14 protein-coding genes are annotated in these 14,028 nt (G+C 65.8%); 10 read left to right on the top strand and 4 right to left on the bottom strand.

Annotated features, from left to right (window positions below):
- Positions 1 to 12 precede the first annotated feature (12 nt).
- From ACO2Q5_RS20855 to ACO2Q5_RS20815, 9 genes are all read left to right on the top strand, one after another.
- Positions 13 to 933 (top strand): phosphoglycerate dehydrogenase, encoded by a 921-nt coding sequence (locus tag ACO2Q5_RS20855; RefSeq protein ID WP_423294645.1) that lies wholly within the window; start codon positions 13 to 15, stop codon positions 931 to 933.
- Positions 930 to 2,228, top strand: a complete 1,299-nt coding sequence (locus ACO2Q5_RS20850; RefSeq protein ID WP_423294643.1) for an MBL fold metallo-hydrolase — start codon at positions 930 to 932, stop codon at positions 2,226 to 2,228. The genes ACO2Q5_RS20855 and ACO2Q5_RS20850 overlap by 4 nt, the downstream gene beginning before the upstream one ends.
- Before the next feature lie 115 nt (positions 2,229 to 2,343).
- Positions 2,344 to 3,387 (top strand): sugar ABC transporter substrate-binding protein, encoded by a 1,044-nt coding sequence (locus tag ACO2Q5_RS20845; protein ID WP_423294641.1) that lies wholly within the window; start codon positions 2,344 to 2,346, stop codon positions 3,385 to 3,387.
- 58 nt (positions 3,388 to 3,445) lie between these two features.
- Positions 3,446 to 4,948, top strand: coding sequence for a sugar ABC transporter ATP-binding protein (locus ACO2Q5_RS20840; RefSeq protein ID WP_423294639.1), 1,503 nt, complete (start codon positions 3,446 to 3,448; stop codon positions 4,946 to 4,948).
- Positions 4,949 to 4,958: 10 nt separating this feature from the next.
- On the top strand, positions 4,959 to 5,948 hold the full coding sequence (locus ACO2Q5_RS20835) for an ABC transporter permease (RefSeq protein WP_423294637.1): 990 nt from the start codon (positions 4,959 to 4,961) through the stop codon (positions 5,946 to 5,948).
- Positions 5,949 to 5,966: 18 nt separating this feature from the next.
- Positions 5,967 to 6,749 carry an SDR family NAD(P)-dependent oxidoreductase gene (locus ACO2Q5_RS20830; protein ID WP_423294635.1) on the top strand — a complete coding sequence of 261 codons (783 nt, stop codon included), beginning with the start codon at positions 5,967 to 5,969 and terminating at the stop codon, positions 6,747 to 6,749.
- Positions 6,750 to 6,759: 10 nt separating this feature from the next.
- On the top strand, positions 6,760 to 7,638 hold the full coding sequence (locus tag ACO2Q5_RS20825) for a sugar phosphate isomerase/epimerase family protein (protein ID WP_423294633.1): 879 nt from the start codon (positions 6,760 to 6,762) through the stop codon (positions 7,636 to 7,638).
- 69 nt (positions 7,639 to 7,707) lie between these two features.
- Positions 7,708 to 8,607, top strand: a complete 900-nt coding sequence (locus tag ACO2Q5_RS20820) for a MurR/RpiR family transcriptional regulator (RefSeq protein ID WP_423294631.1) — start codon at positions 7,708 to 7,710, stop codon at positions 8,605 to 8,607.
- Between the two features lie 422 nt (positions 8,608 to 9,029).
- Positions 9,030 to 9,620 (top strand): LysE family translocator, encoded by a 591-nt coding sequence (locus ACO2Q5_RS20815; RefSeq protein ID WP_423294704.1) that lies wholly within the window; start codon positions 9,030 to 9,032, stop codon positions 9,618 to 9,620.
- Between the two features lie 57 nt (positions 9,621 to 9,677).
- On the opposite strand, the gene ACO2Q5_RS20810 is transcribed toward ACO2Q5_RS20815, so the two are convergent.
- The 3 genes from ACO2Q5_RS20810 to ACO2Q5_RS20800 form a co-directional block, all read right to left on the bottom strand.
- Positions 9,678 to 10,781, bottom strand: coding sequence for a helix-turn-helix transcriptional regulator (locus ACO2Q5_RS20810; RefSeq protein WP_423294629.1), 1,104 nt, complete (start codon positions 10,779 to 10,781; stop codon positions 9,678 to 9,680).
- A 393-nt stretch (positions 10,782 to 11,174) separates the two neighbouring features.
- Complete coding sequence (locus ACO2Q5_RS20805) at positions 11,175 to 11,303, bottom strand: hypothetical protein (protein ID WP_423294627.1); 129 nt, start codon at positions 11,301 to 11,303, stop codon at positions 11,175 to 11,177.
- Between the two features lie 201 nt (positions 11,304 to 11,504).
- Entirely contained in the window at positions 11,505 to 11,948 is a 444-nt protein-coding gene (locus tag ACO2Q5_RS20800; protein ID WP_423294625.1) for a DMT family transporter, read from the bottom strand.
- Positions 11,949 to 12,089: 141 nt separating this feature from the next.
- Between ACO2Q5_RS20800 and ACO2Q5_RS20795 the strand changes: the two genes are divergently transcribed.
- The gene (locus ACO2Q5_RS20795) at positions 12,090 to 12,776 is read left to right on the top strand and encodes a TetR/AcrR family transcriptional regulator (protein ID WP_423294623.1); all 687 of its coding nucleotides are present in this window, start codon (positions 12,090 to 12,092) and stop codon (positions 12,774 to 12,776) included.
- Here ACO2Q5_RS20795 and ACO2Q5_RS20790 read toward each other — a convergent pair whose 3' ends face one another.
- Positions 12,777 to 14,003: an FAD binding domain-containing protein gene (locus tag ACO2Q5_RS20790; RefSeq protein ID WP_423294621.1), complete on the bottom strand. Its 1,227-nt coding sequence runs from the start codon at positions 14,001 to 14,003 to the stop codon at positions 12,777 to 12,779. It lies immediately after the preceding gene.
- Between the last annotated feature and the right edge of the window lie 25 nt (positions 14,004 to 14,028).

Raw genomic sequence — 14,028 nt, 5'->3', positions numbered from 1 at the left:
GCCGCCAGACCGATGACCGGGAAAATCGCTGTCACCCCGCGCTCGCTTTCGGGCGCGGGCCACCCCGCGCTGTCTTTGCTGACCAAGCGCGGCTATGAACTGGTCTTTCCCGCGCCGGGCAAGACCCCTTCCGAAGACGATCTTTTGCGCGCCGTGCCGGGCTGTGTCGGCTGGCTGGCCGGGGTGGAGCCGATCGGCGCCCGCGTCCTGCGCGCCTCCGAAGGGTTGCGGGTGATCAGCCGCAACGGCGTGGGCGTGGATAACATCGACCTGCCTGTCGCCGCGGCGCAGGGTGTGCGGGTGGAGCGCGCCATGGGCGCCAATGCCCGCGGCGTGGCCGAACTGGCGGTGACGCTGATGCTGTCGGCCTTTCGCCATGTGCCATGGTCGGACGCCCGGCTGCATGGCGGCGACTGGCAGCGCCGTCTCGGGATCGAGGCGGAGGGGCGGACGCTGGGCATCGTCGGCTGCGGTGCCATCGGGCGGCAGGTGGCGGAGATCGCGCTGGCTTTGGGCATGAAGGTGGTGGGTTACGACCCCTTTCCGCTGGCTGGCTTTGCGCCGGACGGCTTCCGCTATGCCCCGCTGGCCGAGGTGCTGGCTGTGGCCGATGCGGTGACGCTGCATTGCCCGCCGGGGGCGGAGCCGATCCTGAACGCCGCCAGTCTTGCCACGATGAAGCGCGGGGTGACGGTGATCAACACCGCCCGGGCCGAACTGGTCGAGGATACCGCCATGCTGGCCGCGCTCGACAGCGGGCAGGTGGGCGTTCTGGCCACCGATGTCTTTCACGCCGAGCCGCCCGCGCCTTCGGCGTTGCTCGCGCATGACCGGGTGATCCTGACCCCCCATGCCGGGGGGTTTACCGAGGAAAGCGTGGATCGCGCCACCCGGACGGCGGTGGAGAACATCCTGAAGGTGCTGGAAGGATGACGCTTTGGACCGAAACCCCCGCTGCCGGGCCGGAGGATCTGCCGGCGCGGCCGGGCGCGGTGCTGTGGTGGCTGGGGCAAGCCGGGTTCCTGATCCGGCAGGGCGGGCTGACGCTGGTGATCGACGCCTATCTGTCGGATTCGCTGGCGGAAAAGTATCGCGGCACCCGGTTTCCGCATCGGCGGATGATGCCGCCGCCCGTGGCGCCGGGCGATCTGCACGGGGTGGACTGGCTCCTTTGCACCCATGCCCATACCGACCATATGGACCCCGGCACCATTCCGGCGCTGCTGGCCGCCAATCCGGCCTGCCGGGTGCTGGCCCCGCGCGCCAGCCGCCAGACCGCCTTGGCCCGCGGCGTGCCGCCCGATCGGCTGGTGCTGATCGACGCCGGTGAGACGCTGGACCTTGGCGGGGTGCAGGTCACCGCCACACCTTCGGCGCATGAGATACTGGCGCAGGGGGCAGAGGGCTATCCCTATCTGGGCTATGTGCTGAAGGGCGGCGGTGTCACCCTCTGGCATTCCGGCGATACGGTGCCCTTCCCCGCGCTGCCGGGGATCGTGGCGCCGCATCGGGTGGACCTTGCCCTTCTGCCGGTGAATGGCCGCGATGCGGAGCGGGCGGCGAATGGCGTGCCGGGCAACCTGACGCTGGAAGAGGCGGTGGCGCTGACGCAGGCCATCGGCGCGGGCGGGATGCTGGGCCATCACTTCGGCCTTTTTGACTTCAACACGCTGGACCCCGAGGCGGGGCGCCATCAGCTGGCCGCATTGGCGCCCGAAGGGCAGGTGGCGCTGGTCACGCGGGGGACGGCCTATCACCTCGCACCGCGTCCGAAGCCGCCGCTGGCGGTGCTGGCGGCCTGTCTGGGCAACATCTGCCGCTCCCCTCTGGCCGAGGGTCTGCTGCGTCGCGCCTTTGCCGGTCGTCCGGTGCAGATCGACAGCGCCGCGCTGGTGGACTGGAACATCGGCCGCGCGCCCGATCCGCGGTCGGTGGCCGTGGCGGCGGAACATGGGCTGGACATTTCAGCGCAGGTGGCACGGCAGATCCGTGAAAGTGATTTCCACGACTTCGACCTGATCCTGGCGATGGATGCGACCAATGTGGCGGCACTTTCGGCGTTGCGCCCGAAGGGTGCGCGGGCGCGGATCGTGGCGGCGGGCGATCTGGTGGATCTGGAAAATCCACAAGACATTCAGGACCCTTATGAATTCGGAAGTGACGCGTTTGACTGCGTTTTCCGCCAGCTGGAACAGGCCGTCGCGCGGATTGCGCAGAATTCGATTTGATCCAAAAGATCAGGAATGAATTTCCTTTACTTCTGGCAGTCATCGAAATAAATTCGAAGCAACGACAGACTCGGTGGAAGAGGAGCCCCGGCCTGTCACAACACGGGAGGACACCATGAAACTCGCACGACTGCTGATGATGAGCGTCGCGGCCGGAGCCTTTGCTTCCGCAGCGCTGGCACAGGATCTTTGCGGCTATAACGCGCCCACCCCGCTGGCCGAGGGCGCGCAGGCCGACCCGGCCACGATCTCGAACGGTGTGGACGGCATCAATATCGCCTTCCTGCCGATGGGCACCGAATTCAACTATCACGTCGCCCTGGGCGAGGGGATCAAGCAGGTCGCCGATGCCCGTGACGACGTGGATATGTTCCTGCTCTCACCCTATTCCGGGTCTGATCTTGCGGGCCAGATGGGCATGCTGCAGGACGTGACCGCCCGGGCAGATGTCGATGCCATCATCCTGATTTCCTTTGACGAAGCCGCACTCGCGCCTTTGGTGAAAGAGGCGGTGAACGCGGGCAAGGCGGTGATCATCGTCAACTCGGACATTCCGAACTTTCCCACCCCGGTGCATGGCGTGGTGGGGGTGAACCAGCGCACGGTGAACAAGGCGCTGGCGGAATGGGCACGCGAAAAGGCGGGCGGCGAGGCACGTGTGGTCGGCATTCTGGACGGTGAGCCAGGCTATCTGGCCACCGAACGCGCGGGCGGCTTTACCGATGGGATCGAGGGCAGCAACTGGACGGTCAAGGCCCGCATCAACGGCGGCTGGAGCGTCGAGAAAGGCAACACCGCGGCGATGGACCTCTTGCAGGCCAACCCGGACCTTCAGGTGATCTATGCCTCCAACGACTATATGGCGCTTGGCGCGGCGCTGGCGGCCAAGACGCTGGGCCGCGACGACCTGACCATCCTTGGCTATGACGGCGACACCGGCGCGCTGGAGGATATTGCCGCGGGGGGCATGGATGCCACCTCGGACACCTCGCCCGTCATCATGGGCCGCAAGGCGGCCTGTTTCGCCATCGACCTGATCGAAGGCAAGACCGCGGGCGGCTATGTCAACACCCCGACCCGCATCGTCAGCGCCGAGAACGCGGTCGAGGTGCTGCAGCATCCCGAAGACCTCTTCCCCAAGCCTTCCAAGGCCTACTGACCCTCCCGGCCTGGCGGGGGCCGGTGTGTCCCCGCCTTTTTCCCGAAAGGAGATGACCATGGCGCCCCCGCTCTGGGAACTTGTGACCATCACCAAGACCTTTCCCGGCGTCCGGGCCAATGACGGCATCTCAATCCGGCTGAACGCCGGAGAGATTCACGGGCTGCTGGGCGAAAACGGCTGCGGGAAATCGACGCTGATCAAGATCCTGTCCGGCGTTCATGCGCCCGACAGCGGCGAAATCCGGCTGAACGGTGCGCCTGTCACCTTGGGCGGCCCCATCGGTGCCCGCGCCAAGGGCGTGGCGACGGTGTTTCAGGAATTCTCTCTGGCGCCGACGCTGACGGTGGCCGAGAATATCTTCCTTGGCCGCTATCCCCGACGCGGCCCGCTGGTCGACTGGCCGCGGATGCGGCGCGAGGCGGCGGCGGTGCTGGCCTCCCTCGATATCGACATTGACCCGGACCGGCTGGTCGGCGCGTTGTCAGTGGCCGAACAGCAATTGGTCGAGATTGCCAAGGCGATCTCGGTCGATGCCACGCTGCTGATCCTGGATGAGCCGACCACCGCACTTGGCGCGCAGGAAATCGTGGTGCTGCACAGGCTGTTGCGGCGGATGAAAAGCCGGGGCGTGGCGATCCTTTACATCTCGCACCGGCTGGATGAGGTGGTGGAGCTGGTGGACCGCGCGACGGTGCTGAAAGAGGGGCGCGTGGCCTCTTGTGCAGAGACGACCCGGCTGGATATCCCGTCGATCGTGACCGCGATGATCGGCTCTTCGGTCGAAGAGCATTACCCCAAGGAACACAACGCCCGCAACGAAACCCTGATCGAGGTGGAGGGGCTAAGCTCGGCCGCGGGTGCCTGCAACGCCAGCTTTTCCATCCGCCGGGGCGAGGTCTTCGGTCTGGGCGGGGTCATCGGCTCTGGCCGGACCGAGATTGCCCGCGCGCTCTTCGGGGCCGACCGGGTGACGGCGGGCCGCATCCGCATCGGCGGGCGTCCCGTCCGCATCCGAAACCCGAGGCAGGCCATCAGGGCGGGGCTGGCGCTGGTGCCGGAAAACCGCAAGTTCGACGGGCTGTTCTTCAATTTCCACGGCGGGCCGAATGTCACCTCGGCCGCCCTTGGCCGCATCCGGCGGCTGTTCCTGCTGGACAAGGGGCAGGAGGGGCAGGTGACCGCGGATTACATCCGCGATCTGGAAATCTCGCCCGCGGCGGCCACGAAATTCGTCAACCTGCTGTCGGGCGGCAACCAGCAGAAGCTGATCATCGCGCGCTGGCTCTTCGCACAATCGCAGGTGTTGATCCTGGACGAACCCACGCAGGGCATCGACATCGGGGCCAAGCTGGCGGTCTACCGGCTGATCAACGATCTGACGGCGCGGGGCTGTGCCGTGATCCTGATCAGTTCCGACCATAACGAGCTGATCGCCATGTCGGACCGGATCGGCATTGTCCGCGGCGGCACCATCGTGGGCACGCTGCCCGCCGCCGAAGTCACCCATGCGCATCTGGTGCAGGCCTCGGCCGCCGAAGCTGCGCGGACCGCTGCCTGAGAGGAACATCATGACCAAACCCTCTGCCTTCAGACGTCTGGCGGGACAGGAATTCTTCGGGCCTGCGCTGGCGCTGCTGCTGATCGTCGTGATCGTGGCGGCCACCACCCCGGCCTTTCTGGATCTGCAGAATTTCCGCAACATCGCGCTGCAGGTGTCGATCCTGTCCATCGTGGCCATCGGGTCCACCATCGTGATCATCACCGGCGGGATCGACCTGTCGCCGGGGTCGATGATCGCGTTCCTGACCATGTGCCTTGCGGTCTTCGTCAAGAACCAGGGCATGGACCTGGCCCCCGCCATCGCGCTGACGCTGCTGATCGGCTGCGCGCTTGGCATCACCAACGGCGTGCTGGTGGCCTATATCGGCATTCCGGCCTTCATCGTCACGCTGGCGGGCCTGTCGGCCTTTCAGGGGCTGGCGCTGACGCTGAACGGCGGCACGCCTGCATTCTCGCTGTCCGAGGAGTTGGGGCAGGTGTTCTATGGCACCTTCCTTGGGCTGCCTTTGCCGTTCTTCTATGTCGTCGGCAGCTATCTTCTGTTCACCGTCATCATGGAGCACACCCGTCTGGGGCGTGAGATCTATGCCGTGGGCGGCAATGAAAGCGCGGCCCGCCTGTCCGGCATCGACGTGGCGAAGGTGCGGCTGACCGCCTTTGGTTTTGCTGGGGCCTGCGCGGCCTTTGGCGCGGTGCTCCTTGCGGCGCGGCTGAACTCCGGCTCGCCCAATTACGGATCGGGGATCGAATTGCAGGCCATTGCCGCCGCGGTAGTGGGTGGGGCGTCGCTGGCGGGCGGTCGGGGCAGGGTGGTGTCCACCCTCATCGGCTCCCTCATCATCGTGGTGGTGCAGAACGGGCTGAACCTGAACGCCGTGACCACTTCGATGCAAAGCCTGACCATCGGGCTGATCATCCTCATCGCGGTCGGCCTTGATGTCTGGCGCGCACGCATCGGGCGCGGGCTAGGGCGGCTGACCGGCGCGCAACGCGCCTGATCTTTCTGGGAGAAGAACATGGATTTCGGACTGACGGACAAGGTGGTCGTGGTCACGGGGGGCGGCACCGGCATCGGCTTTGCCATTGCCAAGGCCTTCCACGACGAAGGCGCCGTGGTGGTGATCAACGGCCGCGACAAGGGCCGGCTGGACGCGGCCTGCGCGAAGATCGGGCCGCGCGCACATGGCGTGGTGGCCGACCTTCTGACGGCAGAGGGGGCCGATACGCTGGCCGGCTTCGCCGAGGCGCTTGGCCCGGTGGAGGTGCTGGTGAACAACATCGGCGTCTTCGATGTCTGCGATTTCTTCGAGGTGTCGGACGACCGCTGGACCGAATATTTCCAGCACAATCTGATGACGGCCATCCGCATCACCCGCCGCCTGATGCGGCTGATGCTGGACCGCAATTCCGGCAGCGTCGTCTTCATTTCATCCGAGGCGGCGATCCGGTCGATCGGCAATATGGTGCCCTATTCCACGACAAAAACCGCCATGCTGGGCCTTGCCCGGTCGCTGGCCGAACTGACGCGGGGCACGAATGTGCGGGTGACCAGCTACATGCCCGGCACCACCGCGACCGAGTCGGTGCAGGGCTATTTCGAAGGATTGGCCCGCGATCAGGGCAAGACCGTGGACGAGGCGCTGCGCGACTTCTACCGCGATGTGCAGCCTGGAAATCTGGTGCAGAAGCTGATCGACCCGGCGCTGCACGGGCGGGGCGTGGTGCAGCTGGCCACCAATGCGGCGATGAACGGCGTCACCCACCGGGCCGATGGCGGCACGATCCGCAGCATCATCTGAGGGGGCCGCGATGACCACGAAATTCGGAGTGCACGCGCTGGTCTTCACCAGCGACTGGAACGCGGCTACGGCGCCTGCCGCCTGCCGGACGGCGGCGGAGATCGGCTATGATCTGGTCGAGGTGCTGATCTTCGATCCTGCGACGATGGATAGCGAAATGACCGCCCGCGCCGCGCGCGAAGCCGGGATCGGCCTGCGCCTTGGCATGGCCTTGGGCCCTGCAACGGACATTTCCTCGCCCGACCCCGAGATTGCTGCCCGCGGCGAGGCGATGGTGACACGCTGCATGGAGATTGCCGCCGAACTGGGCGCCCCCGCGGTCAGCGGCATCATCTATGCGGCGTTCAATGGCTATACCGCCGCCCCGACCGTGGCGCAGCGCGCGCAGGTGGCCGCGGCGCTGGCGCGTCTGGACCGGCGGGCAGGCGAACTGGGCATCCGGCTGGGGATCGAGCCGGTGAACCGTTACGAATCCTATATGGTGAACACGCTGGATCAGGGCGCCGATCTGATCCGCCAGAGCGGGGGCCGGAACCTGTTCCTGCATCTGGACACGTTCCATATGAACATCGAAGAGGGCGACATTCCGGGCGCGATCCACCGCAACGCGGCCCATCTGGGCTATGCCCATCTGGCCGACAATCACCGCGGGCTTCTCGGCTCCGGCACGTTCGACCTCAAGGCGTTTTTCCGGGCGCTGGCCGCGGCGGGCTATACCGGGGACTACACCGTCGAAAGCTTTTCGCCCGTGCCTTTGGGCGCCGATCTGGCGGGCGGGCTGCGGCTGTGGCGTCAGGCCTGGGCAGAGCCGGCTGCCGCTGCGCGCACCGCGCTGGAGGTGATGCGGCGGGCTCATGCCGATGCGCAGGCAGCGCTGAACGTCTGGTAAGGAAGGAATTCCCTTTCCTCGCCTCTGCAAGCTATAAAATTGCAGAGGCCATAGCAGGACAGGTTAGCCATGAATGTCGCCGTTGAACCGAAGCAGGGCCTTCTGGCGCGCATCCGCTGGATGTCGGCCTATATGAACCCGGCGCTGCGCCGTATTGCCGAACGGGTGCTGCGGGCGCCCGAGGATATCAAGTCGATCTCGATCAAGGATCTGGCCATGCAATGCGAGGTGTCGGAATCCACCGTCACCCGCTTCGTGCGCGAGATCGAGGTGACCAGCTTCCAGCAGTTCAAGATCCTGATTGCCGAAGAGCTGTCACAGGGCACCGGCGTGCCGCCGGTGGTGACCGACCGCCATGTCTATGAGGATATCAATGAGAATGACGACACCGCCTCGGTCCTGTCCAAGGTGGCGGCACGCTATGCCATGACCATCGCCGACACCCGCGCGGGCCTGTCCTCGGACGAGCTGGAGCGTGCGGTTTCGGCCATCGAACAGGCCGATATGCTGGCCTTCTTTGCCATGGGCGCCTCGCTCATCTGCGTCGAGAATGCGCTGCTCCGCTTCATGCGGGTGGGCAAACCCTGTCAGTTCTTCCGCGATCTGGGCATCCGGCAGATTTCCACCTCGACCCTCGGGCCGAAGTCGCTGGCGATCGGGATCAGCAATTCGGGCCGCACCATATCGACCGTGGACAGCCTGAAAGAGGCCAAGGCACAGGGCGCGGTGACCATGTGCATCACCTCTTTCCCCGACAGCCCGCTGGTGCGCCATGCCGATATCCGGCTGTTCACCCCCACGGTAACGGGCGTGATCGGGCCCGCGGATTACCATGAATCCATGGTATCGAAGATCGCACAGCTGCAAATCATCGACGTGCTCTATTCGCTTTATGCGGTGCGCAACTTCGGATCGGCGATTGCCGGGCTGGAAAAGACCTCCGACGTGACCTCGCTGACCCGCTATTGACCCCGGGGGTGCCAGAAGCGCCCGCAACCGCGGCACCATAAGGCGCGAACCCGCCGTTTGACGCGGTGGCCAAGGGGAACGGCGTGGGCGCCTCCGCGGTCACCGGCGATTGCTCTGGCCGGGCCTCGGCCAGCACGCTGCGGGCTGATCCTCCCGGCGGGACCTTACCCATTCGCGCCAGCCTCATTTCTGCCAGGGCGGATGGGGCACCGCTTCATCATCATCCGGCGAAAGCGGAGCTGAGACCTCGCCAGCCGCCCTTGCGCAGCGGCGGGGCAGGCGGCCCGCCGGGGTGACGATCCTGCACGGCGCCCAGGCAAATCCGGTCGGCAGAATGTTTGCTGCACCATCGGCATTTGCCGACTGCCACGCCTCAAAGGCCGCGGCAAGGTGTGGGCACATTTCCAGCAGGTCTTTTTGTCATGAGTCTCACAAGCTTCATCGCCGCATATGTCCTTGTTGCTATGACACCCGGGCCGAATATGGCCGTTGTTGCGCAGGCAAGCCTCCGGCACGGGCGGCGCAGGGCGCTGATGGCCGCGGCCGGTGTCGCACTCGGGGCAGCGGCGCTGACGGTCTGCGTCATTACGGCAGCCGTTCACGTGCCGCGCCCGTCGATCGATTCCCGAAGCTTCGGCGCGCTATACGGGCTTCTGGTGATCTGGATGGGGGTAAGCTGCCTGGGCAACCGGGGAAACCGTCCCGACAGACAAAGCAGCCGTGCCGGGTTCTGTCAGGCCATGATCGTTGCCTTGCTGAACCCCTACACCGCCCTTCTGATCCTGACCTACACATCCGGGGCAGAGCCTGCGCAGATCAGGGCCGCTGCGCCCGGGCTCGTCCTTTCGGTATTCCTGATCGCGGGCTGCTGGCTGTCCTGCGTCGCGCTCGGCCTGAGCAGCCGGCTTTTTACGAAGGCGAACCTGGGCCTCCGGATGGGACTGGTGCCGGTGATCGGTATCCTTCTGATCGGCCTTGGCACCTTCAGCGTCTTGCAAGCACTGCCCGTCTGACCCCAAGCCGACAGGCGCAAAGACTGTCCTGCGCCCCGGCCTTTCGCCCATGCGGGGTCACACCGGTGTGCGTCCGATGTCCCTCAGCAGCGCCACAAGCTCGGCCTGCCGGTGGCGTCCCGTCTTGCTGAAGATCCGTTCAAGATAGGTGCGACCCGTCTTTTGCGTGATGCCAAGCAAGGCGGCGATCCCGGCGACATTATGTCCGGCGGCCAGAAGTGCGGCAAACCGCGCTTCGGCAGGCGTCAGGTCGAACAAAGCGCAAAGCAACGTCTGGTCCGGCGCCACATCCCGGCCTCCCGCTTCTGTGGCGGCGATGAGAAGGTCGGCGCTGGCGAAAATATCCTGCGCCGAGCGTTTCAGCGGCACGATGTGAATGACCAGCGGCGCGCGGCCCTCCCGTCTGGAGACCGGGATGGAACGGATGGCGGCGCTGCTTGCGGCCTGCTCGACAAGCGCGTTCTGAAACAATGTGTTCGCGGCCGGGTCGGAGATTGCGAGGCCGCCGAAAGCAACCTCCAGAAAGATATCGCGGTAACGGGAGAAATGCGTATTGGTCGAGCGCACACGCCCCCCCGCACTCATCACAGCGGCAGGCAGGCCAAGGGCTTCCAGCGCATCCGTTGCAGCCTGCGCCCGTTGCAGGCCCAGCCGGGCCGAAATCAGCGCCGCACGGGAAAAATGCGGCAGCAGGTGATTCAGGAAATCCGGCGCAGTATCCGGAAACCGGCCGTCCCGCTTCAGACGTTCGAAACTGAAATAGGCAACCTCTCCGGTCGGCAACGGCACGGGAGTGAACAACTGCTGATGCAGGCCGATTCTGTGGTGGTATTTGGGGGAAGGATCGCTCGCGAGATCCTCTGGCGTCACGATGTCGTAGGTCACGAGAAAGCCCGTTCGCGTTGCCTGCCGCAGCATTCTGTTCATGAGGCTGCGCTGCCAGTCGCCGCTGGTGACCCAGGCTGTCAGCGCCTCGCGGCTGTGGGGGGTAGAACGCCAGCGCGGGGGGACATCCTGCTTTTCAAAGATGATGAGCTCGCCGCTCGCCGCACCGATACGGTCCAGCACACCCTCAAGGGAGTTTGGCCAGATATCTGTATTGAAGGCCGATTCATAGATCTGATCAATGATTTCACCTTCCATCCGCTCGACCTTTCGCATGGCTGAATATGCTGTCCCCGAAGGTGGTGCAGGATCTGGCCAAAGTGGTCACCGGGGATGTTCCATCAGGGGACTGGGGGCTGACGCCGAACTGCACCGGAAGTTCCGCCGATACCCCCGGAAGTGATGGACCTGCGTCATCTCGGGGCACAGCACCGCGGGCGCCGGTGCGGTCCAAGCAAGGGATCGGGGACCAAAGCCAGCCGTCCAACGGAAGCAGCCCGTCGCGCGGGTGTGCTCTTTCCGGCGGCAGACAGGCCGGTGGAACGTTGCCGTATTGCCATGACGCATTCGTCCCATAGGACATCCCTCCATTTCAGGCAAAGGATGACATCATAAAGCCGTAGCATCAAACGCCCATGGGATCGGAGCCTGCATCCGGGTCACCGATGGTCAGGTCTTGACCACGATCCGCAGGGCCGCAGCCCCCATGAAGGCGCCAGTGCCCCGGTCGGTCCCGAAGGCCAAGCGGATCAGCACCACGGCGAACGGGAAACCGGCCGGCCAGCGGGGCAGCCGCAATCAGTGCCCGCGGAATGACAGCCAGATCGGCCCCGTGGCAGCACCTGCACACTTGCTCAGCGACGGCTGGTGCCAAGGGAAAGGATCAAGGCAGGGCTCAAGGAAAGCAGGCAGACATCGGATGATCCGCTTTGCCGCAAACCGCCTGCGCATCAGGAAGTGATATGCGGCAACCTCCCGCGCGGATACAGGCGACGCCGCCTATGCGTCAGCCAGCACAAAGGCCCCGGCAAGGACAAGCGCGATCCCGCCCATCCGCTGCAGATCAACCGCCTTCTGTGGCAGGCCGAACAGGCCAAAGTGATCCACCACCGCCGACATGATGAGCTGCCCGAGCAGGGCCAGCCCCACACAAGTGGCGGCGCCAAGCCGCGGCAGGGCAAAGGTCGATGTCGTGACAAAGATCGCCCCGCCCAGTCCGCCGAACCAGTAGATTGCCGGAACCGTCCGCAGCACCTGCCACGATGGCAACTCTTGCCGGGTCAGCAACACGACCCCGGCCATGCAGGCGAAGCTGACAAACAGCGACACCATCGCCGCCCAGATGGCCGAGACGCCCGCCGTCCGCGCCAAAAGCGCATTCAGCGCGAATTGCAGCGGAAGGGCGGCACCCGCCATGATCATCATTACGAAGGTGGGGGGCATCGGGCGCTTCCGGCTCACGCATTAAATAATCACATGATCAATAAAGGGCAGGACAGGCGACGTCAACCCGTCGCAGATGACTTGCACACCCCAATGCAATCAGAGACAAGGAAACATACGGAAGTGCAGAGCGGGGGAGAGATGGCGCAGACCGTCCATGAAGGGGACCAGCCCACCACGGGCGCCGGACCGCAGGTGACGCCCACGCAAGAGGCGATCATGGCGGCGGCGATCCGGCTTCTGCTGCGCCGGTCCTCGGACGGGATCAGCATGGGCGATATCGCGGCCGAGGCGGGCGTGTCGCGCCGCACCGTATTCAACCAGTTCGCCAGCAAGGAGGCGCTGGTCGAACAGGCGCTCGCCCGGGTCTGGACCCGGATCGGCATTGCCGAGATCACCGGCACACTGGATGCCGCCGCCGATCCGCGCGCCACGATGACCCGCATCGGCAAGGCGATCACCGCCTTCTGGCTGGAGGGCGACGCCATTGCCATTGCGCGCATGGCGATCCGCGAAAGCTTTATCCTGCCGGAAAGCAGCCTGCATTATCTGGATCAGGGCAAGCGGCCGGTGACACAGGCGATCATCCGCTATGTCGAGACACTGGTGGCCGCGGGGCGGATCCGGACCGATGATGCGGGGCTGGCCGCCCGGCAGTTCATCGGTCTGATCAATGAGCCGCTGGTCTTCCTCCAGATTCTGGGCCAGCCGGAAACTCATCCGGAGGCGCATATCCGTAAGGTCGTGGAAGAGGCTGTGCAGATCTTCTTCCTGCGCTATCCGCTGGAGGAGGAGGCGAAGCCGTCCGGAGACGGCTCCGCCCGCTGATCAGGCGGCAGCGTCGCGCAGGAAATCCGCCGTGGCGGTTTCGCGCATCACCGCCTCGGCCGAGCGGTGACGTTCGGCATTGCGCCGCTCCTCGGCAGACAGGAGCTGCGCCTGCATATAGGCGCCAAGCGCGCGGGCATGGTCCACAACCTGCCGGTTCACCGCACAGCGCAGGGTGTTGAACCGCTCCAGCGCGGCGGGAACCGTGTCCGTCCCGTCCAGCGCCGCGTCCAGCGCCGCGGCATCCTGCGCCGCCTTGGTGACGCCCATCCCGCAATGCGGCCGCCCGACAAAGGCCGCATCGCCCAGAAGCGCGACCCGGCCCCGCGCCATCCGCCCGACCGTCAGATCATAGATCGGCTGGATGAAGGGCTGCGCGGTCTTGGCCACCAGTTCGGCGAATTGCGGCGACAGAAGGCTCTGGGCCGCGTCCCGCATTTCGGCGATCACCTCGTCGCGGATCAGGTTCGGTGCAATCGACACCTCGTTCACCACACCGTTGCGGTCGGTCAGCAGCCGGGGCAGTTCGGTCGCCGCGTCCGCCGGACGATACCAGACGAAGTTGTAGCGCCGCTTCCCCGGCCGCACGTCATTGCCTTCGCCCGCCACCGGATAGCCCAGCATCTGCTCGCCCTCGGGCAGGCAGAAGGCGAAATAGGGGAACATCTCGGCCCGGGCGCGGTCGGACAGCGCCGCCTCTTCGACCATGCCGCGCCAGGCGATATAGCCTGCATAAAGCGGCTGCGCGGCCGGGTCGAACTGCGCCCGCACGGCCGACCGGAACCCGTCGGCCCCGATCAGCAGGTCACAGCGGACCGGCGCGCCGGTTTCGAAATGGGCGGTGACACCCGCGGCATCCTCGTCATACCGCAGGAAGTTCTGGCCGCGCAGATACAGCCGGTCAGGAAACGCCTCCCCCAGAAGCTCATACATCCGGCCCCAGGAGGTCAGGATCTGCGGCAGGTCGCGGCGGGCGGCGACCGAACCGTCGCGGGCCAGCACCACCCGGCCCGGCGTCGGCACACCGATGTCGTCCCCCGCGGTAAGCCCGGCAGTGGCCAGCGCTTCGAACAGTTCGGCATGGGTGACAATCCCGGCGCCGCGCCCCGACAGGGGCACCGGCACGCGTTCGTGGATCGTCACCTCCCACCCCCGGCGCAACAGATGCAGCCCGGCGAACAGCCCGCCCATCGAACCGCCGACGATCACCGCGCGACGGCGCGTCATGGATTTTTCCATCGGTTCTCTCCGT

Origin of the sequence: Neotabrizicola sp. VNH66, from assembly GCF_049445895.1 — a bacterium.
GTDB lineage: Bacteria > Pseudomonadota > Alphaproteobacteria > Rhodobacterales > Rhodobacteraceae > Pseudogemmobacter.
Note: the sequence above shows the minus strand (reverse complement) of the source record. Positions and strands in the feature narration are given on the sequence as shown.